The 22662-nt window shown below is 40.1% G+C and carries 21 protein-coding genes and 1 tRNA gene; 16 read left to right on the top strand and 6 right to left on the bottom strand.

Annotated features, from left to right (window positions below):
* The first annotated feature begins 1 nt into the window (after position 1).
* From ACOKFD_RS13685 to ACOKFD_RS13675, 3 genes are read left to right on the top strand one after another with little or no spacing between them, the layout of a single operon-like run.
* A complete protein-coding gene (locus ACOKFD_RS13685) occupies positions 2-976 on the top strand; it encodes a TRAP transporter substrate-binding protein (RefSeq protein WP_422858423.1) in 975 nt (324 codons plus the stop codon).
* Positions 976-1485, top strand: coding sequence for a TRAP transporter small permease (locus ACOKFD_RS13680; RefSeq protein WP_298995665.1), 510 nt, complete (start codon positions 976-978; stop codon positions 1483-1485). Before ACOKFD_RS13685 ends, ACOKFD_RS13680 begins: the two co-directional genes overlap by 1 nt.
* Positions 1451-2746 carry a TRAP transporter large permease subunit gene (locus tag ACOKFD_RS13675; protein ID WP_298995667.1) on the top strand — a complete coding sequence of 432 codons (1296 nt, stop codon included), beginning with the start codon at positions 1451-1453 and terminating at the stop codon, positions 2744-2746. The genes ACOKFD_RS13680 and ACOKFD_RS13675 overlap by 35 nt, the downstream gene beginning before the upstream one ends.
* A gap of 889 nt (positions 2747-3635) precedes the next feature.
* On the opposite strand, the gene ACOKFD_RS13670 is transcribed toward ACOKFD_RS13675, so the two are convergent.
* Both ACOKFD_RS13670 and rseP read right to left on the bottom strand, forming a co-directional pair.
* A tRNA-Asn gene (locus ACOKFD_RS13670) sits at positions 3636-3709 on the bottom strand.
* 64 nt (positions 3710-3773) lie between these two features.
* Positions 3774-5114: an RIP metalloprotease RseP gene (rseP, locus tag ACOKFD_RS13665; protein ID WP_422858422.1), complete on the bottom strand. Its 1341-nt coding sequence runs from the start codon at positions 5112-5114 to the stop codon at positions 3774-3776.
* A gap of 152 nt (positions 5115-5266) precedes the next feature.
* Here rseP and ACOKFD_RS13660 point away from each other — a divergent pair, with 152 nt between their 5' ends.
* The 8 genes from ACOKFD_RS13660 to ACOKFD_RS13625 all read left to right on the top strand — a co-directional run bounded on the left by ACOKFD_RS13660 (position 5267) and on the right by ACOKFD_RS13625 (position 13084).
* On the top strand, positions 5267-5941 hold the full coding sequence (locus ACOKFD_RS13660; RefSeq protein ID WP_422858421.1) for an SCO family protein: 675 nt from the start codon (positions 5267-5269) through the stop codon (positions 5939-5941).
* 92 nt (positions 5942-6033) lie between these two features.
* Positions 6034-6276 (top strand): FeoA family protein, encoded by a 243-nt coding sequence (locus ACOKFD_RS13655; RefSeq protein ID WP_422858420.1) that lies wholly within the window; start codon positions 6034-6036, stop codon positions 6274-6276.
* Positions 6273-8510 (top strand): ferrous iron transport protein B, encoded by a 2238-nt coding sequence (feoB, locus tag ACOKFD_RS13650; RefSeq protein ID WP_422858419.1) that lies wholly within the window; start codon positions 6273-6275, stop codon positions 8508-8510. The genes ACOKFD_RS13655 and feoB overlap by 4 nt, the downstream gene beginning before the upstream one ends.
* A gap of 257 nt (positions 8511-8767) precedes the next feature.
* Positions 8768-10165: a DUF4932 domain-containing protein gene (locus ACOKFD_RS13645; protein ID WP_422858418.1), complete on the top strand. Its 1398-nt coding sequence runs from the start codon at positions 8768-8770 to the stop codon at positions 10163-10165.
* A gap of 103 nt (positions 10166-10268) precedes the next feature.
* On the top strand, positions 10269-10793 hold the full coding sequence (locus ACOKFD_RS13640) for an RNA polymerase sigma factor (protein ID WP_298995679.1): 525 nt from the start codon (positions 10269-10271) through the stop codon (positions 10791-10793).
* 2 nt (positions 10794-10795) lie between these two features.
* Complete coding sequence (locus ACOKFD_RS13635) at positions 10796-11587, top strand: zf-HC2 domain-containing protein (protein WP_422858417.1); 792 nt, start codon at positions 10796-10798, stop codon at positions 11585-11587.
* 19 nt (positions 11588-11606) lie between these two features.
* Positions 11607-12359, top strand: a complete 753-nt coding sequence (locus ACOKFD_RS13630; RefSeq protein ID WP_422858416.1) for a DUF4097 family beta strand repeat-containing protein — start codon at positions 11607-11609, stop codon at positions 12357-12359.
* A 20-nt stretch (positions 12360-12379) separates the two neighbouring features.
* Positions 12380-13084 carry a hypothetical protein gene (locus ACOKFD_RS13625; RefSeq protein WP_422858415.1) on the top strand — a complete coding sequence of 235 codons (705 nt, stop codon included), beginning with the start codon at positions 12380-12382 and terminating at the stop codon, positions 13082-13084.
* On the opposite strand, the gene ACOKFD_RS13620 is transcribed toward ACOKFD_RS13625, so the two are convergent.
* Genes ACOKFD_RS13620 through ACOKFD_RS13605 form a run of 4 tightly spaced genes read right to left on the bottom strand, consistent with a single transcriptional unit; the run spans position 13073 to position 16385 of the window.
* Positions 13073-13459 carry a DUF423 domain-containing protein gene (locus ACOKFD_RS13620; protein ID WP_422858414.1) on the bottom strand — a complete coding sequence of 129 codons (387 nt, stop codon included), beginning with the start codon at positions 13457-13459 and terminating at the stop codon, positions 13073-13075. The two genes, ACOKFD_RS13625 and ACOKFD_RS13620, sit on opposite strands and share 12 nt — an antisense overlap.
* A gap of 2 nt (positions 13460-13461) precedes the next feature.
* The gene (locus tag ACOKFD_RS13615; protein ID WP_422858413.1) at positions 13462-13869 is read right to left on the bottom strand and encodes a DUF2141 domain-containing protein; all 408 of its coding nucleotides are present in this window, start codon (positions 13867-13869) and stop codon (positions 13462-13464) included.
* 46 nt (positions 13870-13915) lie between these two features.
* Positions 13916-14350 carry a hypothetical protein gene (locus ACOKFD_RS13610; RefSeq protein WP_422858412.1) on the bottom strand — a complete coding sequence of 145 codons (435 nt, stop codon included), beginning with the start codon at positions 14348-14350 and terminating at the stop codon, positions 13916-13918.
* The gene (locus ACOKFD_RS13605) at positions 14343-16385 is read right to left on the bottom strand and encodes a S9 family peptidase (RefSeq protein WP_422858411.1); all 2043 of its coding nucleotides are present in this window, start codon (positions 16383-16385) and stop codon (positions 14343-14345) included. Before ACOKFD_RS13605 ends, ACOKFD_RS13610 begins: the two co-directional genes overlap by 8 nt.
* Before the next feature lie 108 nt (positions 16386-16493).
* Between ACOKFD_RS13605 and ACOKFD_RS13600 the strand changes: the two genes are divergently transcribed.
* From ACOKFD_RS13600 to ACOKFD_RS13580, 5 genes are all read left to right on the top strand, one after another.
* A complete protein-coding gene (locus ACOKFD_RS13600) occupies positions 16494-17045 on the top strand; it encodes a hypothetical protein (RefSeq protein ID WP_298995691.1) in 552 nt (183 codons plus the stop codon).
* A complete protein-coding gene (locus ACOKFD_RS13595; RefSeq protein WP_422858410.1) occupies positions 17045-17800 on the top strand; it encodes a DUF6090 family protein in 756 nt (251 codons plus the stop codon). Before ACOKFD_RS13600 ends, ACOKFD_RS13595 begins: the two co-directional genes overlap by 1 nt.
* A 71-nt stretch (positions 17801-17871) precedes the next feature.
* Complete coding sequence (locus tag ACOKFD_RS13590) at positions 17872-21120, top strand: S41 family peptidase (RefSeq protein WP_422858409.1); 3249 nt, start codon at positions 17872-17874, stop codon at positions 21118-21120.
* Positions 21121-21143: 23 nt separating this feature from the next.
* Complete coding sequence (locus ACOKFD_RS13585) at positions 21144-21902, top strand: SDR family NAD(P)-dependent oxidoreductase (protein ID WP_422858408.1); 759 nt, start codon at positions 21144-21146, stop codon at positions 21900-21902.
* 9 nt (positions 21903-21911) lie between these two features.
* Positions 21912-22652: a VIT1/CCC1 transporter family protein gene (locus tag ACOKFD_RS13580; protein WP_298995698.1), complete on the top strand. Its 741-nt coding sequence runs from the start codon at positions 21912-21914 to the stop codon at positions 22650-22652.
* Positions 22653-22662: the final 10 nt, after the last annotated feature.

The following is a 22662-nucleotide window of genomic DNA, read 5'->3' as shown; positions in this document are numbered from 1 at the left end:
GTTGAAAACCAGACTGCTTTCACTCATAATCCTGTTTTGTTGGTTTCTTTCTTGCGGTAGTAAGGAGGAAGCGAAGGTGTTACGACTGGCTCATGGGCTCGATACCAATCACCCGGTGCATTTGGCTATGACGGATTTGGGGAAACAGTTGGAAATAGCCTCAAAAGGAAAGCTTACCGTAAAGATTTACCCCAGTGGTCAACTGGGCGCGGAACGCGAATGTCTGGAATTGCTTCAAATTGGAAGTTTGGACATTACCAAGGTTTCCGCTGCGGTCCTCGAAAACTTCGTACCGGAATATAAGGTGTTGAGCGTTCCCTACCTTTTTCGGGATAAAGCCCATTCCCATGCCGTATATGATTCACCAGTGGGGCGCCAGTTTTTGGAAAAGGGCGAGGATTACAAGCTTCGCGGACTCTGTTTCTATGATGCAGGAAGTCGCAGTTTCTATACCAAAAACAAGCCTATTGAAACCCCCGAGGATTTGAAAGGAATGAAAATCAGGGTGCAAAAAAGCAATATGGCAGTGAGCATGGTGCAGCAATTAGGGGGTTCCCCAACCCCGATTTCTTGGGGGGAATTGTACACCGCCCTACAGCAAGGTGTGGTGGATGGAGCCGAAAACAACCTACCAAGTTTCCATACTTCAAAGCACTATGAAGTATGCAACTACTACAGTTTTGATGAGCATACGGCTGTGCCCGACGTATTGTTGGTGGGCACAGAAACATGGAAACGTTTGAGTGAAAATGAGCGTAAGTGGCTTCAACAAGCAGCCAATGCTTCGGTAATTTATCAACGTAAGTTATGGGCGGAAGCAGAAGCGGAAGCACTAAAAGTAATAACAGAGGCTGGAGTGAAGATCAACTATCCGAACAAAGCGCTTTTTGCTGCCAAGACCAAGGAGTTTGGTCAGCTTTTTGAACCGAACTCTGAAGCGTCTCAGTTGATGCAGTCCATAAAAGAAATGCAGTAATGAGAAAACGGGTCAATGCAATTCTGGAAAAAATGCTTTTGGTCATCATGACCCTTATGTTGATTTCGGTAATTTGGCAGGTGATATCCCGTTATGTATTGGGAACTCCCAGTACGTTAACCGATGAGATTGCCAGTTTTTCCCTAATATGGTTGGGCTTGTATGGGGCCGCCTATGCGACGGGGAAAGAATTGCATTTGGCCATCGACCTAATTCCAGTCGCTACAATTAACAAAGCACCCATTTTATTTTCGGGCTTGGTGGCCTTTGCCATTATTGTGTTTGCTATATGTGTAATGGTAGTTGGCGGCACCAACCTATGTATACTCACTTTTAAGCTGCAACAGAAATCCGCTGCCTTGGAGATTCCGTTGGGGTGGATTTATAGTGCCGTGCCCATTTCGGGACTTTTTATCACCTATTTCAGTTTGGATACCTTTTTAAAAAGGCGCAACAGTTATTTAAAAAACAAAAATGGACTATACGGAAGCACTCATACTGGTGATTAGCTTTGTCATCTTGATGGGTATAAGGGTACCCATTGCTTATAGCATAGGGCTGTCGGCACTACTCACTTTGGTAGTTTCCATGCCAACCATACCTGCCATGACCACCCTGGCGCAGCGTATGGCCACCTCTCTGGACAGTTTTGCACTTTTGGCTATTCCGTTTTTTATTTTGGCGGGTCAAGTGATGAACCAAGGCGGTATCGCCCGTAGGTTGATTGATTTCGCGAAAGCCATTGTAGGTCCGCTACCTGGGGGATTGGCCTTTGTAAATATTATCGCCTGTATGCTTTTTGGGGCCATATCGGGCTCAGCCGTTGCTGCGGCCTCGGCCATAGGTGGATTTATGAATCCAATGATGGAAAAAGAGGGATATGACAAATCATTTAGCGCGGCAGTAAACATTACCAGTGCTACTACAGGGCTCATTATCCCCCCTAGTAACATTTTGATTATTTACTCTTTGGCCAGTGGTGGGGTTAGTATTGCCGCGCTTTTTCTGGCGGGCTATGTCCCAGGTATTTTGATTGGACTGGCCTTGATGCTGGTTGCAGGTATTTACTCTTGGAGGAAAAAGTATCCCACCGCAAAATCAATAGGGATCAAAATCTTTTTAAAACGATTTCTGGATGCGCTTCCCAGTTTACTCCTATTGGTCGTAGTGATAGGGGGAATTGTAGCTGGAATTTTTACAGCCACGGAGGCTTCCGCGGTAGCGGTCGTCTATACCTTTTTACTGGCTTTTGCGTACAAGGAGATTGAGCTAAAAGATGTTTCTTCCATTCTTCTGGAAACCACAAAAACCACGGCCATTGTCATGCTTTTGATTGCGACCTCCGTGGCGATGAGTTGGGTAATGAGTTATGAAAGCATTCCCCAGGAAATCAGTGCTGGACTGTTGGGTATCAGCAATAATCCGATCATCATTTTGATAATCATCAATTTGATTCTACTCTTTGTGGGTGTTTTTATGGATATGACCCCAGCGGTATTGATTTTTACACCGATTTTCCTACCCATCGTCACCCAAATGGGGATTGACCCCATTCATTTCGGAATCATTATGATACTGAATCTCTGTATTGGACTTTGCACCCCTCCAGTGGGTTCGGTACTCTTCGTAGGCTGTGGGGTAGCCAATCTCAAAATTCAGCAGGTGGTACGCCCGTTACTCCCTCTGTTTATTATCATGCTGGTTGTTTTGATGATAATCACCTATGTCCCAGAACTTAGTCTTTGGGTGCCAGAATTATTTGGGTTTTAACATAATTCTCATGTTGTTTATTGAAATTAGCAGGTAGGGGCATTAAGGAGTTTTCTATCGTCCGATGTCAAAAAAAGGCTATTTTAAGGGACAGTATGACAAAATCAATTTCTGGATAATTGAAGTGTCCTTTTTTTGATCTCTTTTAATGGTTTCGTTAATTCAACTTTTATGGGATATTTGGATACTCATATTCTGTTTCCTATCATATTTTGATTTCAATTAATGTTAAACAGTCACATATGTAATTTATAATAATCTGATTTTCTCTAAATATTATGTATCAATGAAATTTGAATTGTTTTGGTTTAATATGACTAATGTGAAAGGCACTTTGTGTTTACAGTTTTTGTCCTGCTTGCAGGACGAAGAATGTAAAGCAAGAGGGTAACACGCTAACGCGATGTTACTTTTTTTAGTTGACTGATTTTCAATTAATTATATGAATATAAAGTTTGACCTAAAATAGTTTTTACAGTAAAAACCTTGGTAGACCCAGTAAACATAGGAATTTTTTACAGTAAAAAATGTTTATTGCCTTAGTTTGTACTCGTTTGTCAGACTGTTTTCATCAAATGAAATTTGAAATTGTTTGGGGTAGTTTTATAGTTCCTTTTTTGATGGGAAAAGGATGTTAGAGATATGATAGGTGCGCCCTATTTCGATTTTATTTTACGCTTATCTTTCGGAACACTATAAAATCAAAACAGGATCCATGCGCAAAGTTTAAGGGTAAGTATTTGGGACAAATCACAAGTTATTCTAGAAATTTTTAGACTGAAATGTTAAAGTTTAACTCCAAATAAAATTTCTCTCAATCCGCGTGCAAATTGCGTGCAAATAAAAAAAGGCTTTAGAGTTTAATTTCTCTAAAGCCTTACTATTACTGCTCCCCCTCTTGGGCTCGAACCAAGGACCCTCTGATTAACAGTCAGATGCTCTAACCAACTGAGCTAAGGAGGAATAATTTTCAATAAGCGGGTGCAAATATAGCAGTTTCTTTAAAAGACTACAAGCAAAAAATCACCTAAATAAATCTTTTAATGATATTCCAGATGTCATTCCCAAAAATGACAGCCATAAGTCCCATTAAGATAATAAACCCTACTATTTGCCCACGTTCCAAAACTTTTTGGCTGGGTGGCCTCCCACTAATCATTTCATAAAGCAAGAACATGACGTGACCTCCATCTAAAGCAGGGATGGGTAACAAGTTCACAAAAGCCAACCAAACTGAGAACATAGCTAAAAAGCTCCAAAAGAATCCCCAATTCCAAGTTGTGGGCATAAGTTCCACAATACCTATAGGTCCTTTCACCTGTTTATATCCTTGTATGATAGGATTAAAGATCAATTTAAACTGTTTAACCTGTCTTACAAGGACATCTATCGTTTCAACAAAACCTCTTGGGATGGCTGATAAAAAGCCATACTCCTTTGTTATAGCCAACTCTTGTTCTGCTAAACTCCTATTAGGAATAATCCCCACCGGTAGGCTATCAGGAACTGGTACGGAGACATTCAACTGCATGGGTTTCCCGTCTCTTTCTATATCAAACAAAAGGGTCTTACCTCGATTATTTGATATTTGTGTGGTGACCTCATCCCAAAATTCAAGTTTTTGATTATTTATCTTAACCAACCTATCGCCTACTTCAATTCCAGAAGATTTTGCGTTTGAGCTGTCTTGTACGTGACCTATTACCAAAGAGGTGTATCTTGGCACAATAAATTGCCTCCCCCTACTTTCCAATGCGGCTTTCTTACCTTCATCGCTTAGAGCAATCGACTTCTCTTCTCCATTTCTGAGTACTTTAATTTGATCACCAAACAAAATATCCATGGAAAGATACCTATCTAACTTCTCAACGGGCTTTCCATCAACCTCCAATATCTTATCGCCCGTTCGCAAACCAATTTTTTCACTGACCGGGTCCACATGCAGACCATGTTCAATCTTGTTTACCGGAATATAGGTTTCTCCATTGTTGAAAAACATAAAGGTGTAAATCACCCATGCCAAAAGAAAGTTCACCGTTACTCCGCCAAGCATAATGATTAAACGTTGCCAAGCTGGTTTACTTCTGAATTCCCATGGCTTGGGCTCCTCCTTCATCTGGTCGGTATCCATACTCTCATCAATCATCCCGGCAATCTTCACATAACCCCCCAAAGGAAGCCACCCAATACCATAGACCGTTTCTCCTATTTTCTTTTTGAAAAGTGAAAACTTCACATCAAAAAACAAATAGAATTTTTCAACCTTCGTCTTAAAGTATTTGGCAGGAAGAAAATGCCCTAGCTCGTGTAAAATCACCAAAACGGAGATAATTACCACGAACATTACTATCTGTATAAAAAGACCCATTCAATCTAAATCTAACAATAAGCCCACAAAAGTAAGGTTTTAGCCCTTTTCACAAAAGATCATTTTAATCAATAAATGCATTTAAGAAAGTTTTAGCACCTAAAAGATCCTTTTGTTTTGAGGATTTCCAGCCTCGGCCGTAATTTTGCAACATGGGTTCTTTCTTTGCAAAATACAAGTTTTTTGGAGCGGTACTTTTGGGTTTGTCGGCCGTAATTGTTTACCTTTTTTACAATGCGCTTCAGCCGGAACAAAAACTACCTGTTTATCAACCCTCTATGGTAAGTCAAGAGCTAGTGGATAGCACACTACACTACAAAAAAAAATATCATACCATTGCAGATTTTGAGCTGACCAATCAAAATGGAGAGTCCATCACCCAAGAAGACTACGCGAATAAAATATATGTTGCTGATTTCTTCTTTACCACTTGCCCCACCATATGCCCTATCATGACTAAAAATATGGCCCAGATACAAGGGTCTATTTTAGAAGATTCGGATGTTCTTTTACTCTCGCACTCCGTTACCCCTGATATTGATTCGGTAGCACAGCTTAAAAAATATGCTTTGGAAAAGGGAGTGGTGGACAGTAAATGGAACTTAGTCACAGGCGATAAAAAACAAATCTATGAATTGGCCAGAAAGTCATATTTGGCTGTCAAAACAGATGGGGATGGGGGACCTTATGATATGATTCATACCGAAAATTTCATTCTGGTGGATAAGGAACGAAGAATACGTGGATTTTATGATGGAACAAACTCCGAAGACATCGAAAAGCTTTTGGAAGACCTAAAAATTTTACAGACCAGTTATGCAGAATGATTGGACCATCAAGGTTTTCTATTCTTTTTAAACCATCCATCCTTCCTTTTTCTTTACTTTTGCCTAACTTAAAATGAATCTAAATAAAATTAGTGGCCACAGTTGCTGATCTCAAACACGGACAGAAGGGTATTATCATTGATTTTGATGATAACGTACTACCTATTAAACTCATGGAATTGGGTTGTCTTCCCGGAAATGAAGTTGAACTGGTTCAGGTAGCTCCGCTGAAAGACCCTATCTACATAAATGTGAGCGGAACCCATATTGCTATACGGCGGATTTTAGCCAACCAAATTCCGGTGGATATCATAGACAATTCCTCTTCCTTATGAGTAAAAGTATCAATGTAGCCCTAATTGGTAATCCCAATACTGGAAAGACATCCATTTTCAATCAGCTTACCGGTCTTAAGCAAAAAGTAGGGAATTACCCGGGCATTACTGTTGAAAAAAAGCAAGGGATTTGCAAATTACCGAGAGGGATCAAAGCCCATATTTTGGATCTTCCTGGAACTTATAGCCTCAATACCACATCTTTAGATGAAAGCGTAGTAGTTGAAGTCCTTCTAAATAAAAATGACAAAGATTATCCCGATGTGGCCGTGGTCATTACGGATGTAGAAAACCTAAAGCGGAATCTTTTGTTGTTTACCCAAATAAAAGACCTTCGTATACCCACTATTCTGGTCATCAATATGGCGGACCGAATGTCCAGAAAGGGAATTTCCCTGGACATTGAGGCCATGGAAAAAAAGTTGGACACGAAAATTGCGCTGGTCAGCACTAGAAAAGGCAATGGTGTTGGTTATATTAAAGAGTTGATAGCCAACTACAAAGACTTATCGTCGGAACCCAATTTGGATACTTCCAGAATATCTCCAGAATATTTTGAACGGTTGAAGCAGGCTTTCCCAAAAGAAGACATATACAAGCTTTGGTTGGTAATTACCCAAGATGTCAACTTTATGCCCATCGAAAAGAAACGCATTCAAGATGCGACATCCTTTTCTACCAAATCTAAGGACGAGCTTAAAAAACTCCAACATAGAGAAACCGTACTTCGCTATCAGTTTATTAATGCCACCTTAAAAGACACCTACAAAATAGACTTACAAGCTGCCACTGGTTTAAGGGCCAATTTGGATAAGATTCTGACCCATAAAATATTTGGGTATGTTATTTTCTTTTTGATTTTATTGCTGATTTTCCAAGCGATTTTTGAATGGAGCACCTATCCCAGCGATTTTATTGACGAACAGTTTTCTTTATTGAGTGATTGGATAAAAAATACACTCCCTTCAGGAATCTTAACAGACCTATTAGCAGAGGGGGTTATTGCGGGAATTGGAGGTATTGCCGTTTTTATACCCCAGATTGCCTTCTTATTCCTGTTTATCTCGCTCTTGGAAGAAAGTGGCTATATGAGCCGCGTGGTATTTTTAATGGATAGATTAATGCGCCCTTTCGGTCTTAGCGGAAAGAGTGTAGTTCCTTTGATATCTGGAACAGCCTGTGCTATTCCAGCAGTAATGGCCACCCGAACCATTGAAAGCTGGAAGGAACGTCTCATAACTATTTTGGTTACACCTTTTACCACCTGTTCGGCCAGGTTACCTGTCTATTTAATACTTATCGCCTTGGTAATTCCTGAGGGAAGTTTCTTAGGACTAAGTTATCAGGCACTTACCCTGATGTTGCTCTATCTCCTGGGGTTTGGCATGGCCATCTTTTCGGCGATGGTTTTGAACAAGATTTTGAAAATAAAAAGCCGTACCCTCTTTATTGCAGAAATGCCTACGTATCGTTTACCTCTTATAAAAAATGTAGGGTATACAGTTTTGGAAAAAACCAAAAGTTTTGTGGTAGGTGCGGGTAAAATTATTTTGGCCATAGCTATAGTCCTTTGGTTTTTGGGCTCCAACGGATATTCTGAAAATTTTAAAAACGCCGAAACCATCGTTTCTGAGCGAATTGAAACACAAGGGCTCTCACCGTACAGCAAGAACTATATCAAAAACAATATTGATTTATACACAAAGAGTACCCCACTGAGCATAACCGGAGGACAAAATGTTGTAGGCATCAGTGCCCTACAAGATTCCGTTCAGGTAATGACCAAAATCCTAACCGAAAGTGCCATGCAACAGGAAGTGGCCAGCTATCGGCTTGAGCATTCCTATATGGGATACGCAGGTAAAGCGATTGAACCTTTGGTAAAACCTTTGGGCTACGATTGGAAAATTGGAATCGCGGTATTGACCTCTTTTGCAGCTCGTGAGGTTTTTGTGGGCACTTTGGCCACCATTTATAGCGTAGGGAGTGATCAAGAAGACACCATTAAAAACAGAATGGCGGCAGAACTGGATGAATCTGGAAAGAAACCTTTGTTCAATTTGGCATCCGGTATTTCGCTGATGCTTTTTTATGCCTTTGCCATGCAATGTATGAGCACACTTGCTGTTGTTAAGAAAGAAACCAATTCTTGGAAATGGCCCCTACTCCAGCTCTTGTTTATGAGCGCTTTTGCGTACCTTGTAGCTTTAACGGCCTTCCAACTTTTAAAATAATATGGAGTTGTTTCAAAACATATTGGCCTATTCAATTCTTGCCATAGCCGTGGGGTATTTGGTGTGGAAATTTTTTCTGCCCAAGTCATTGCTACGCTCCAAAAGTTCTGGTTCAAAGTCTTGTGGACAGGACGACTGCGGTTGTTAATGTTTCATCATTACCTAAATTGTATTACATTTTGGTTATGAAAAAGAGTGTCTTTTTTGTAACCCTTTTGTGATTCTTGGCTATATAAGGTAAACCAAACCTTTAAAAAATGAAACATAAAGCAAGCTGCCTTATTCTAGGCTTAGTAACCCTTTTAGCCTGCCAAGAGCAAAAAAATGAGAATCAACCCAAAATCCTAAAATCCAATCAAAATCAAGTTAATTGTAAAATTGGCAATAATACCAATCGGATTTGGGGAGTTGACCCCAGTCTAAACCCAGATAGAATGCATGTGGACACCAAAAATGGAAATCCAACCAAAGTGGTGTTTACCTCAGACATTGACACAGCTGTTTTTCATATCGGATTACATGACACCATCAACTTTCAGATAGATGTTCTTGGAATGGAATCAGCCACTACACAGCTTGTGGGTGTACCAAGAAATGTAACATTCAGTCAAGAATACATAAAAGCGAACAGAGGAAAGCTGAGAGTGGAAATTCCCGAAGTTCACGAGTTGGCCAAAATCATGGTAGCCATCTCGGATGTTGGCAGGATTGATAGTAACATGACCCAGATGAATACTCCCTATCATAAAGAAGTTGTGGAATACTTTCAACCTTACAAGGAACATGATGCTATTAAATTGATAAATGAGAATATTTCAGAATTATATGATGAGGATGGTTATTGGTTTTATTATGCATTAAAAATGAATGCCTGCGGATATTTTTTCAATGCAAAGAATGAGATAACGGATGATGGGATTATTCACAATATGGGATTTGAAAGCCCCAAAAACCCTTTCATTGAAAACAAGAAGGTTTTTGAAGATTTTGCAAAAACATCCAACTTCAGGGCTTTCTATAAGAATCATCTGCCTTACTATGACGAGCTCATAGAAACGTATAAGACTTTGAACCCTATTGGCCAAATGCAGTACTGGTTAGAAGATAAGTTTGGATTTACCTATGGTAGCTATGCTGTCTATTTCTCTCCGCTATCCGGTGGAGCACATAGCGCCCAGAAGTTTGAAGACAACGGTTTTAAGCTATCCGCCATGTTTGTTATGCCATCCAACAGGAATCCTGAGTATTCGGATGCAATTAACGAAATGAGATCATCCCGAGTAGTTTTCACCGAGATTGACCACAATTTTGTCAATCCCGTTTCAGACACAATGGTTGATGAAATAGACATGGCTTTTCAGGATTTGGATAAATGGGTAAAACGCGATAAGTTCAATAGAAACTACAAAAACAGATATGCCGTTTTTAATGAATATATGACTTGGGGTGTATTCTCCCTGTATTGTATGGATTTTTTCACCGAAGATGAAGTATCTGAATTTCTTGAGATTATGGAGTACCAAATGGAAACCTCAAGAGGTTTTATACGTTTTAAGGAGTTTAACCGCCAACTAATGTCACTTTACAAAGAAAATCCAGCAATTTCTATGAACCAGCTCTATATTGAAATACTAAAATGGAGTGAGAAACAATAGAAATACTAAACGAGTAACCCTAATTTTCATTTTTTTTGTCGCCTATTGTAACCTTTTCTTTTTTTCTGACTATATAGAATAGAAGACAAACAAAACACAACTTTTGGAAACCTGGACAGACGAAACAATAATGCAAAAAGTAGCCAAGGGAAACCTGGATTTGTTAAAGCTACTTTTTGATAGACACCACAAACATGTCTATAACTTTTTGTACAAAATGTCTGGTGACCGAATGTTGAGCGAAGATCTTACACAGGATGTTTTTTACAAGGTGATAAAGTATCGAGGTACTTATAAAAACGGTTCGTTTGTTTCTTGGCTATTTACCATTGCTAGAAACAGTTTAAAGACACACTTCACCAGAAATCAGCGCAATCATGATGATATAGAAGTGTTGGAGTACAAACCTGTGGAGTCGGAAAACTTGATACATGAAGATTATTCGCACTTACAAAGTGTTTTGAACAAATTGGACCCTTCAGATAGGGAATTGATTATCCTGAATCGTTTCAAGGAAATCAAATATGAGGAACTGGCAGAAATCGTAGGGAGTACCCCAGGTGCGGTAAAGACCAGAGTGTGTAGAGTATTGAAAAAAGTAAAACAAATGTATTTGGAAACCATATAGTCATGAAAAAAGACCGTATTGATGAGTTGTTGCCGGAGTATCTGGACAATACCATTTCCGAAAAGGATAGAGTTGAATTGGAGGCTCATTTGGCCCAATCCGAAGAAGGAAGGAAAGAGTTGGAAGAAATGAAGGCACTTTTTGAGGCCTTCGAAAAAGAGGAAACAACAGTTCCTTCAAATAGTCTGCGGATGAATTTTGAAGAAGCTTTGGAAGCTGAAAAAAGTAAGTCTGCCAAGGTGATTCCTTTAGAATCCAAAAAGAAAAACTCGTCTTGGGCATCCAATGTGCTGAAAATTGCAGCCAGTATAGCACTTCTGGTAACCTCGTTCCAAATAGGAAGTCTTTTTCAACAAAAAAAGACGGATGGCAGTATTGCTTCCCTAGAAAGCGAAACCTTGCAAATGAAGCAAACCGTTATGCTTTCCTTAATGGAAAATCAATCGGCCAGTAAGCGTATCCAAGGCGTAAATTACATTGAAGAAATACCAAATCCGGATGATGCCGTGGTCGATGCTTTGGGCAAACGTATGCTGAATGATGAAAATGACAATGTTAGATTGACAGCTTTCGAAGCACTTTCTAGATTCTCTTCCTCTGAGAAGGTTAAGGAAGTATTCATTGAGGCCTTGAGCAAGGAAAAGAATCCCAGCATACAAATTGTTATCATTCAAGTGTTGGTGCAGATGCAGGAAAAGGAAGCCATTGGCCCCATGCAGCGATTACTTGAGCAGGAGGACACACAACCTTTCATCAAAGAACAGATTAAGACAGGATTACCAAAAATTATATAAACATCAAAAAACGAAAATCATGAAAAATTCAATTATTCTTTTAGCGGCGTGTTTGATGGCCAGTTTCGGTCAGGCGCAGGACGGTTACACCAAATCCTTAAGTGGTGTGGAGTGGGTAAAAATCGAATCCAAAGCTGACATTATAGTCAGAACCCACAGTAAAAATGAGCTTTTAATCAAGGCCAATAACAGCTCGGAAGTTTCAGAAAGAGCCAAAGGACTTAGACTGGTCGGAGAAGGTGGAGAAGATAACACTGATGTTGGTTTTTATGTGGTGCAGGATGGCAACACGCTTCTTGTAAAAAATCTCAGGAAAAATGAAACTGCACGAATCTTTCTTCCCAAAGACCAAAACGTTTCGGTAAAAAGCACATGGAACGGAGATATTGATGTAGACGGTTTTTCTGGAGAGGTTGAAGCGAATGCTCGTCTAAATGGAAGCGTAGATCTTCGAAATGTGAATGGCCCAGTTACGGCAAATGCTTTGAATGGTGATATAGACGTCTTTTTCAATGACGTAAAACAAGATTCACCCATTTCAATTTATACCACAAATGGCGCTGTCGATGTATCAATGCCTTCCGATACTCCTGCACAACTTTCCATAAGCTCAACAAATGGAGAGATTTATAGCAATTTCGATTTAAAACGCGAAGAAAAGGACGGGTTGAAATCATACTCCAGAAAAAGTGTAAAAGCTAGTATCAACAATGGAGGAGTGAACATTTCACTCAAGTCTACCAACGGAAACATATACTTGAGAAAAAAGTAACAATCAAAAAACGAACAATCATGAAAACAAACATCCTCTTCTTGGCCCTGACATTATTGGCCCTTACCGTAAAAGGTCAGAAAATCATTGAAAAGAATATCAACTATTCTGGACAGACCATTAGTCTTGAAGTAAAGTTTGCATCAGAAATAGAAGTAAAGACCTGGGATAAGTCCACCATATATTTTAAAGCGGACATCCAAACGGACCAAGGAAAGTTTCTTGATCTTTATTCATTGGATGTGAACGAAAGCAACAGCTATGTTTCTATAACTTCAGATGCAAAACCCGTTTTTAAAGCTTTCCATAAGGAAAGAGAACAAAGTGGAAGAAAACGATATTATTATACCGACGATATGTATGAGTTCAACTATGTGCTCTATGTGCCCAAAAATGCCACATTTATGGTAAAAAGCATAAATGGCAGCCTAAATGCTGAGATTATTGATGGGAATTTTACTGCGGATTTAATTAACGGCGATATTGATATCAAAAAGTACCAAGGGGATATGGAGCTCAAGACCATCAATGGAGAAATCGATTTGTCCGTAGGAAAATCCAATTTAATGGCAGAAACCGTTCATGGACAAATCTATGCGGATGAGAAAATAGATTTAAAAGTCACGGACAGACATGTGGGCCAGAAGGTTATGGCTAGTGTTGCTAATGCCACCAACACACTTCGATTAAACACCGTTAATGGCAATATGTATTTACGATTGTAAAACTTCGAACAGAAGTAAAGCCCAACCAACTACCAATAGTAGGCCTCCCAGCGGGGTTACCGGTCCAAGGAATTTAAGCTTTCTCCCTGTTGAAGAACTTAAAACCAAGCCATAAATACTGAATGAAAACAAGAAAGTTCCCAAAATGAAGCATAGTGCCATATAATTCTGAAGTGTTTCACTAAAGTTTAGAAAAAAACCTAGGGAAACCAACAGGATGGCATGGTACATTTGATATTTGACTCCGGTTTCAAAACTTTGAAGTTGTTCCGGGGTCAATTTCTTTTTTAAGGCATGAGCACCAAAGGCGCCAAGAATGACAGCCAAGAGTCCATACAACGCTCCAAAAAATTGAACCAGTTCAGTTGAGACCATATTTAAAAATAAACACTGATTTTTCCATCAGAAGTGACTTTAAAAGTACAATCTTCATACTTTGGTGGGCCAAAGGTTCGCATCTTTGCCTTTGAAAACGCCACCTTCTCTTTGGGGATTCCCAGCCAATTCGTGTCAAGTACATCGTTGCCATTCTTATCATGAAAAAGGGCTATCGCATATTCCCCTTCGGGTACATCTTCCAATGTAAGTACGGTCATTCCTTCTTTTGCCGAAGCACTACCGCTTTTGGCAACTTCATCAAATTTCAGAAAAGAAGAAGCGGAATCATACATGGCCACGCTTACCTTACCCTTAGAAGAAGGAACATTGTATACCGTAACCGAAAGTGTATGTTGTGAAAGAGCAAAAACAGGAAGCAGTAAGAAAAACAACAAAAGGGTTCTCATAAATATTGAATTACTTGATGGGACAAATACATATACAATGCCAAAATTACTTTTGCTGCTCAAATTTAAGTACTAGTTCTTCATTTAAATCCCCATATACTTTTTGTGTTAACAAACTATCACTGAAATTCAGGAATACTTTTACCGAATCATTATGTACCAAGCGTATTTTTTGCTGCCTTAAATCATCTACAAAAACATATACTTTGGATTGGGTTAGGGAATCCTGAAAGACCCCTTTTTCTTTTTCCATCCAAGAAAAGCCATGTGAGCGCTCCATTTCCGGGATTCTTTCTACCAACGAAATGCTATCAATCTCTGAAATGGAAATTTTTAAGTGATAAATCCCGGAGGTAATGCTTAGCTCTCCCTGCTCAATGGAATGCCAATTTTTATAATGCACCACAAAAGCAGATGCACAAAAAACAAGGGTAAGAACAATCAATACGTTCCACAACCAATGTCTTTTCTTTCTACTCATTTTCTTTATCGGTCCTGTATTTGTCAAACCAAGCGACTGTGTTCGCTATTTTGGTAATTAAGTTACTTGGCCTGCTGGCTATTCCATGGCTTGCACCTGGAATCTCCACCAAAACTGTTTCAATTTTTCGCAGCTTCAAGGCATGGTACAATTGTTTTGCTTCACTTGGCGGGGTTCGCAAATCGTTCATACCGACCATCACCATGGTTGGTGTCTCTATATTACCAACGAGGGATATTGGTGAAAATTTCCAGTACCCTTCAAAATTTTCCCAAGGTTGACCAGGGTATCGGCTATTGGCATAGCCAAAATAGTTATCCGCCACCAAGGTTTTACTTATCCAATTCATCACCGGCTTTGCCACTACTGCAGCTTCAAAACGATTATTTTTTCCAATCATCCATGCACTCATAATTCCCCCAGCACTACCTCCGGTAACAAACAACTGGTCCTCATGGGCTATACCCATGTTAATACAATGGTCCACTCCGTCCATTACATCATTGTAATCCTGACCGGGGTAATTGTTGAGAAGTAAGTTTCCAAATTCTTCACCGTAACTTGTGCTTCCTCTCGGATTTGGATAAAAAACCACATATCCTGCTGAAGCATATAACTGCATTTCAGCGGAAAAGCGGTCCCCGTAATTCAAAATGGGACCTCCATGGTTTTCAACCATAAAAGGATATTTTTTGTTTTTATCATAATTGGGAGGGTATACCACCCATCCCTGAATATCGCGTCCGTCATAGGAAGATTTATACCAAACCTCCTCGACCTCACCAAGGGTTCTGTATCCCAATAAAGGTTGATTCAATGAAGTAACTTTCCGAGCCGTCTTGCTTTTAACTCCTATGATTGCCAACTCAGCAGGATAGTTTGGCCTAGATTGAGTAAAGGCAATTGTCCCATTTTTGGAAACCGTAAAAGACCCTCCACCATACGGTCTGCCTAGAGAAATTCCTCCTACGTTGTCTGCTAGTTTAGATACTTCCCCATTCAAGGAAATATGTCCCACTTTCCCATTGCCTTTATCATCATAGGAAACGTAAAGCCCAGCACTTTTAGCATCCCATTGAATATTAGAGATGGTTCGGTCCAGATTTCCAGAAATCATACGTTTTCCAGAACCATCTACATTCATAATATGCAACTTCCGGGTTTGGAAGGCTTCAAACTTATCTCCATACCCAAGGTAAGCGACATACTTTCCATTTGGAGATACTTTCGGATTGTAATCTGGGCCATCCCTATCTGTCAAGGCTTCAATCTCTCCACTTTCAACTGCGACCGTATAAATCTCGCTATTACGGAAGCGATATTCCCAGTCTTCCACCCTATTGGCTGAAAAGTATATTTTAGTGCCATCCATACTCCATGACAAAGCACCTCTATGGTGATAATCTCCCGAGGTAAGTTGTCTTATTGCACCACCTTCTGCTGAAACCTTAAAAATATGATTGAACCCTGGCTTGATATAACCCCTACCATCAGCCTCGTGGTATACCCTGTCCGTAATCCTAGGCGCATCAGCCCACTTGGCCCCTTTCGGTTTTTTTGGGATTTTGGCACTCACAGGTGGAGCTTTGGGAACATTCATGGAAAAAGCTAGAGATTTTCCATCAGGCGACCATGTCAACGAACTTGGACTAAAAGGTAGCTGGGTCAGTTTGGCCACTTTTCCAGTGGCAACCCAATACATATATATTTCAGAGCCATTATCCGTACTACTGGAAAAGGCAATCCTATCTCCATTGGGTGACCATCGGGCACTACTTTCATTTACCTCACGGGTTGTTAATTTTTGATGTTGACTCCCATCACTTTTCACTAACCAAAGACTCCCAGCGGAACGGTCTTTCATAATATCAAAACCCATTCTTCGGTAGACTACCCAATCTCCATTTGGGGATATTTGGGGGTCAGACACATATTGGAGTTCAAATACATCCAAATATGAAAAGTTGGGTTTTTGGGCTTTGGTACTTTGAATGGAAATAGCAAGTAAAAAACAGATGAGAATAGTCCGTGTCATATAAGTCAATTTGATTCCTAAAGGTAGAGCTTCGGCCTCATTTCGCAAAACCATTGTATCTCGGTATTATCCATTATATTTAGTAACCAATAATCAACCGTTTTTTCTATGGCCTTTAAGAAAATCAGTACAGATAGGCTTTTGGGTATTTCAGCCATGGTAATCAGTATCCTTACCTTGGTTATTTTTATCTATCAAACCGATATTATGCGGGTCCAGAGCAAGCTCTCCGTGAAACCCAGATTGGATTTTACTACCAATCAAGGTGGAAACGATTCTTTGGTTACTTTTCAGGAGGTTCTTGAAAACAAGGGTCTGGGGCCAGCCATAATAGATTCCATTTATTACATCTATCAAGGAAGCCATTTTGCCTTGGATACAGAAACCTTCTTCCAACAAGAGTTTCCCAAATTATTGGAATACGGATATCTGTCCCAACACTCAACCCTTGGTAGAGGAACCACCCTAACCCCCAATGAGGAACGCTCACTTTTTGTATATAAGTTGCCAACTTCCAAAATGGACAGTGTTTTTGAATATTTAAGCATTGAGACCATAGAAGATGTCCCTTTCCTTATGGAGGTTAAATACACTTCCATTTATGAAGATGAACTTTGGAAAGTAAATAGTAATCAGAGCGTTCCCAAAAAGTTGGATTGATGATTAGATTTTTCCGAAAACTGCGCCAAAACTTACTCTCTGAGAACAAATTTTCTCAATATGTTTTATATGCTGTAGGAGAGATTATTTTGGTCGTCATAGGGATTCTAATTGCCCTTCAAATAAATGACTATAGTGAACATAACAAGCAAAGAAAGTTAGAGCGACTGCTTTTGTCCAACTTATCGAAAGACGTGGAATTGGACATTCGCCAAATAGAAAATAACACTGAACTATCCCGCGACAGACTAGGTAGACTGGACAGTCTTGTTCAGCTTTTAAAAACACCTGAAAGCATTGATAAAGCTAGTTTTATCAGACAGTCTTACGAGTTTGTTTTTGACCAATACTTTAAAAGCAATAGCGGCATTTTTGATGAAGCCGTGTCTTCTGGTAAAATGAGTTTTGTCCAAAATGAGGCATTACGACAAGATATTTTCAACTATTACAGAAATGCCAAAGAAACATATACCGATGGAACTACTAGACAAATCACCGATGAGTACATTACCCCTTTGTTGGTAGAGCATGTTTATTTGAATCAAGAAGGTCTTGCCATGCTAGGACTTAATTTGGAAGATATCTCTGCTCTTAAAAATCTCGATGCAACCTCACTTGCCCAAAACAAGGAATACTGGAAAATGGTTCTACTAAAATTTGGGGGAAACCAAGAGCAGATTATTAGGTGGAGTACCATAAAAAAAAGGGCTGAGGAGTTGAAGCAGCGTATAGATTCAGAGCTGGAAAAAATATAGCTTTATTCGGTTTTTTTGAAAGCGATCCTGTATCTTCAATCACATTTCAAAAATCATCAACACTACAGAAAATGAAAAGACTTTTCGTAACCCAACTCCTATTCGTATTTGCCTATTTTCAAATCATCTTGGGGCATGCCCAAACCGAAACCAAATTAATGCAACAACCTGCCATCAGCAATACGCAAATTGCCTTTGTCTATGCTGAAGATCTATGGGTTGCCAATCGTGATGGTTCCAATCCCAAGCGCCTTACTATTGATGAAGGGATAGAATCCAGCCCAATATTTTCTCCAGATGGCAGTATGATTGCTTTCAATGCGGAGTATGACGGTAACGTGGACGTATATATTGTTCCTTCAACTGGTGGTATTCCTAAAAGGCTGACATGGCACCCTTATCTTGACTTAATCAGGGATTTTTCTCCCGATGGGAAAAGCATACTTTTCGCATCCCGTAGAAATTCCCATACAAATCGATACTTTCAACTATATACGGTTTCAATAGATGGCGGGGCCACTTCCCAATTAGAAATTCCGAATGCATTCTGGGCTTCATATTCAGATGATGGACAGCATATAGCCTACACGACCATTTTTGATGCTTTTGGCCAATGGAAAAATTATCGAGGTGGACGCACCTCTAGAATATGGGTGTACAACACCAATGATCACAAAGTGGTTGAAGTTCCAAAACCCCAAGGAGGAAGCAATGATACCCAACCACAATGGGCTGGTGATAACGTGGTTTTTAGAAGTGACCGCGATGGAGAGTTCAACCTATTTAGCTATAACACTGCTACCAAAGAGCTAAAAAAACACACCGATTTTAAAGACTTCCCAGTTATTAATGCCAAGGTTTACAAAAACTCTGTTATTTACGAGCAGGCCGGAACCTTGCACATCTATGATATTTCTTCCGGAAACGATAAGAAATTAACCATCAATATTGCCACCGACCTATTGGAACTTAGAGAACGCTTTGTGTCTGGCTCGCAATATGTGAGATCAGGAAACGTTTCTCCCTCTGGTGCCAGAGTTGTTTTAGATTTTCGTGGAGATGTTATAACCGTACCTGCAAAAAAAGGAGATCCAAAGAATATCTCTCAAACCACCGGAGTACACGAAAAATTTCCTTCTTGGTCACCTGACGGAAAATCCATAGCCTATCTTTCAGATGCTTCGGGAGAATATGCTATGCATATTCAGAACACTCTAAGTGGATCAGTAAAAAAAATCACTTTGACAGGAACTGGGTTCTACGGAAATATCCATTGGTCTCCTGATAGTAAAAAAGTGAGCTACGTAGATAATGGTAGGAATCTATACGTAACCACAATTGCCACGTCAAAAACTATTAAAATAGACCAAGATGATTTATTCGTCCCTGGAGATTTGAGGGAAAAATTCAGCGATTGGTCCTTTGATTCCAATTGGATTGCCTACACAAGAATTACGGACACAAATTTTGAAAAAGCATTTTTGTATTCCCTAGCCGAAAATAAATCCTACGCACTAACTGATGGGTTGTCGGATGTTGTTGAGCCTACCTTTGACCCAAGTGGCAAATACATCTATTTGATGGCATCCACAGATGCCGGTCCCGTGGTGAATTGGTTCGATCAGTCAAATCAAGATAAGGAATCCTCCTATTCCATATATGCTATTACTTTACAGAAAGATATAATCTCGCCGTTAAAGAAAGAAAATGACGAGGAAAATGGGGAAGAAAAGAAGGAGGAACCAGCAAAAGAAAATTCTTCCAAAAAAGGTAAAAAAGATTCACCCGCTCCCAAGGTTTTAAAAATTGATTGGGCTGGTATTCAAAATAGAATGATTGCCTTACCCATAGATGCTGGGGATTATAGCGAATTGAATTCTGTGGATGAAGGAGAACTTTATTATTTATCTTCAGATGATTCAGGATCCCACTTAAAGAAATTCAGTTTTGAAGAAAGAAAAGAAGAAGAGCTTTTTGAAACGGACTATTATGAAGTGGCCAGCAGTGGAAAGAAGATGTTCTATAATAGTGGAGGGGCCTGGTTCGTATCTGATTTAGGTAAAAAATCGGAAAACGGTCCTTTGAATCTGGATGCCATATCCATCAAAATAAATCCAAAAGAAGAATGGAAAAATATATTCAATGAAGCGTGGCGGGTGAACCGCGATTACTTTTATGACCCAGGCATGCATGGTGCAGATTGGAATGCCATGAAGACCAAATATGAGCCTTTCGTGGACCATGCTTCCTGTAAAGATGATCTTTACCGGGTAATGCAATGGATGTTTAGCGAATTGGCAGTGGGACACCACCGTTTTGGCAGCGACGGCGATGCATTGAACAATCCAAAAGACATTCCAGGCGGACTTTTGGGAGCTGACTATGTGGTTAAGAACAACCGTTATCAAATAAGTAAAATTTATGGTGGACTAAACTGGACTCCAGATTTAAGGTCTCCATTGACAGAACCAGGTGTTGGGGTTTCTGAAGGTGACTATATCATTTCTGTAAATGGTAAAAACGTTTCAGGCACTGACAACATTTACAGCTTTTTTGAAAATACTGCCAATACTTTGGTAGACCTTAAAGTGAGCTCAAATGCGGATGGGAGTGATGCGAAAACCTATCAGGTTACCCCCTTACGAACGGAATGGGCCATTCGAAATCGAGATTGGGTAGAAGGCAACATAAAGAAAGTCCACGAAGCGACCGATGGTCAGGTTGCCTATGTATATGTGCCCAACACTGCCGGTGCAGGTTTTGAGTATTTCAAGCGATATTTTTATCCACAGGCCAATAAAAAAGCTATCATTATTGACGAACGCTATAATGGAGGGGGGCAACTTGCCGATTACTACATTGACATCTTAAAGCGGCCCCTACAGGCGCATTGGAATTTTAGATATGGAAAAGACTTGAAATCGCCCAGTGCATCAATTCAAGGACCCAAGGTTATGATTATTGATGAAACTGCTGGTTCCGGTGGGGATTATCTGCCATGGATGTTCCGCCGGTTTGAAATGGGAACTCTGGTAGGTAAGCGTACCTGGGGTGGACTCGTAGGTGTTTTAGGGTATCCTGAATTCATTGATGGAGGCGTGGTTACCGCACCCAACCTTGCCTTCTATTCCGAAAAAGGATTTAGGGTAGAAAATGAAGGTGTTGCCCCGGATGTTGATGTGGAGCAACTTCCAGAATTGGTTATTAAAGGCCATGATCCCCAATTGGAAAAGGCCATTGAAATTGTTATGAAGCAGTTAAAAGAAAATCCACCTAAAAATGTGGTAACTCCTGCTTATCCGATTAGAGTTAAAAAGTAAGTTCAACCTTTACATGTTCGCTAATGGATTTTACGAACAAAACCGTGCTTGTTACCGGTGGTTCTAGAGGAATTGGAAAGGCCACTGCAATCGCCTTTGCCCAAAAAGGAGCTAAGGTTGGTATCAATTTCAGGAGGAACGTAAAAGAGGCACAAAAAACTCTTGTAGAGTTAAAGGGTGAAGTTCATCAAATCTTTCAAAAAGACATTTCCCAAAAAGAGAATTGTGAGGAATTGATTGATGATTTTGTAAAAGCCTTTGGACAAATCGACATACTGGTCAACAACGCGGGGATTTCAATTTTTCATGAAATCGATACGGTTGATTTTGACCATTGGACCCATGCGTGGGAGGAAACCTTCAAAACCAATCTTTTTGCTGCGTCCAATATGAGTTATTGGGCAGCCCATGCCATGATGAAAAGTGGAGGTGGGCGCATAGTCAATGTCTCTTCCCGAGGTTCTTTCAGAGGCGAACCTACTAAACCAGCATATGGCGCTAGCAAAGCCGCTTTGAATGCCATGAGCCAATCTTTGGCAAAAAAGTTGGCGCCTTACAATATCTATATTGGGGTGGTAGCACCAGGTTTTACAGAAACCGAAATGGCAGCTGTGACCTTAACACCTGCTGAACGGGAAAACTTGCTGCGTGAGTCCCCTTTTCAACGAATGGCACAACCCGAAGAAGTAGCGCATGCCATTTTGTTTTTGGCTTCAGAAGGTGCCGAATACACTTCGGGTACCATAATAGATGTCAATGGAGCTTCTTATCTTCGTCAATAACCCAGCCAAATGAATACTGTACCATATAGCGAAAATCAGCTCCATCAAAATTCAGGTATATTCAAGCGCTTTGAAAAATACCTGGGAGAATTCGTTTATGGAGGCATTGATGGATGCGTTACCACTTTTGCCGTAGTTGCAGGTTCTGTGGGGGCAGGATTGGATAGCTCCATCATCATTATTCTGGGTTTCGCTAACCTATTGGCAGATGGTTTTGCAATGTCCGTAGGCGCTTACCTCTCCACAAAATCAGAACAGGACAATTACAACAAACATAAGCAGGTGGAATATTGGGAAATTGAAAATCTTCCCGATGTTGAAAAAGAGGAAATTAAGGAGATTTATGCCGCCAAAGGATTTGAGGGAGAGTTATTGGACAAGGTGGTAGAGGTGATTACCAATGATAGGGAGATTTGGGTAAATACCATGATGAAAGAAGAACTGGAAATGGTAAAAGAAGACCGCTCCCCATTTTGGATTGGGGCAACGACCTATATTTCCTTCATTCTGATAGGACTAATTCCTCTGGTTATTTACGTGGTGGATTATGTTTCTCCTTTGGACAAAAACTTGTTCTTGATTGCATCGGTTTTAACCGGCCTTGGATTTATTATTGTTGGTTGGTTAAAGACCTATGTAAATCAAACATCCATTATCAAGGGTATTTTAGAGACTTTGGTATTGGGCGGAATTGCCGCAGTGGTCTCCTATTTTGTCGGAGACTTTCTAGAACAATTGATAGCTGTCTAAATATATTCCC

Origin of the sequence: Flagellimonas ulvae, assembly GCF_049333175.1 — a bacterium.
Lineage (GTDB): Bacteria > Bacteroidota > Bacteroidia > Flavobacteriales > Flavobacteriaceae > Flagellimonas.
The sequence above is the reverse complement of the archived record's forward strand: the minus strand, read 5'-3'. Positions and strand labels throughout refer to the sequence as shown.

Coding starts and splice junctions, on each gene's coding strand:
- ACOKFD_RS13680 (WP_298995665.1), top strand. CDS start 976: ATGAGAAAACGGGTCAATGCAATTCTGGAAAAAATGCTTTTGGTCATC.
- ACOKFD_RS13675 (WP_298995667.1), top strand. CDS start 1,451: ATGGACTATACGGAAGCACTCATACTGGTGATTAGCTTTGTCATCTTG.
- rseP (WP_422858422.1), bottom strand. CDS start 5,114: ATGGGTCTTTTTATACAGATAGTAATGTTCGTGGTAATTATCTCCGTT.
- ACOKFD_RS13660 (WP_422858421.1), top strand. CDS start 5,267: ATGGGTTCTTTCTTTGCAAAATACAAGTTTTTTGGAGCGGTACTTTTG.
- feoB (WP_422858419.1), top strand. CDS start 6,273: ATGAGTAAAAGTATCAATGTAGCCCTAATTGGTAATCCCAATACTGGA.
- ACOKFD_RS13645 (WP_422858418.1), top strand. CDS start 8,768: ATGAAACATAAAGCAAGCTGCCTTATTCTAGGCTTAGTAACCCTTTTA.
- ACOKFD_RS13635 (WP_422858417.1), top strand. CDS start 10,796: ATGAAAAAAGACCGTATTGATGAGTTGTTGCCGGAGTATCTGGACAAT.
- ACOKFD_RS13630 (WP_422858416.1), top strand. CDS start 11,607: ATGAAAAATTCAATTATTCTTTTAGCGGCGTGTTTGATGGCCAGTTTC.
- ACOKFD_RS13625 (WP_422858415.1), top strand. CDS start 12,380: ATGAAAACAAACATCCTCTTCTTGGCCCTGACATTATTGGCCCTTACC.
- ACOKFD_RS13620 (WP_422858414.1), bottom strand. CDS start 13,459: ATGGTCTCAACTGAACTGGTTCAATTTTTTGGAGCGTTGTATGGACTC.
- ACOKFD_RS13615 (WP_422858413.1), bottom strand. CDS start 13,869: ATGAGAACCCTTTTGTTGTTTTTCTTACTGCTTCCTGTTTTTGCTCTT.
- ACOKFD_RS13610 (WP_422858412.1), bottom strand. CDS start 14,350: ATGAGTAGAAAGAAAAGACATTGGTTGTGGAACGTATTGATTGTTCTT.
- ACOKFD_RS13605 (WP_422858411.1), bottom strand. CDS start 16,385: ATGACACGGACTATTCTCATCTGTTTTTTACTTGCTATTTCCATTCAA.
- ACOKFD_RS13600 (WP_298995691.1), top strand. CDS start 16,494: ATGGCCTTTAAGAAAATCAGTACAGATAGGCTTTTGGGTATTTCAGCC.
- ACOKFD_RS13595 (WP_422858410.1), top strand. CDS start 17,045: ATGATTAGATTTTTCCGAAAACTGCGCCAAAACTTACTCTCTGAGAAC.
- ACOKFD_RS13590 (WP_422858409.1), top strand. CDS start 17,872: ATGAAAAGACTTTTCGTAACCCAACTCCTATTCGTATTTGCCTATTTT.
- ACOKFD_RS13585 (WP_422858408.1), top strand. CDS start 21,144: ATGGATTTTACGAACAAAACCGTGCTTGTTACCGGTGGTTCTAGAGGA.
- ACOKFD_RS13580 (WP_298995698.1), top strand. CDS start 21,912: ATGAATACTGTACCATATAGCGAAAATCAGCTCCATCAAAATTCAGGT.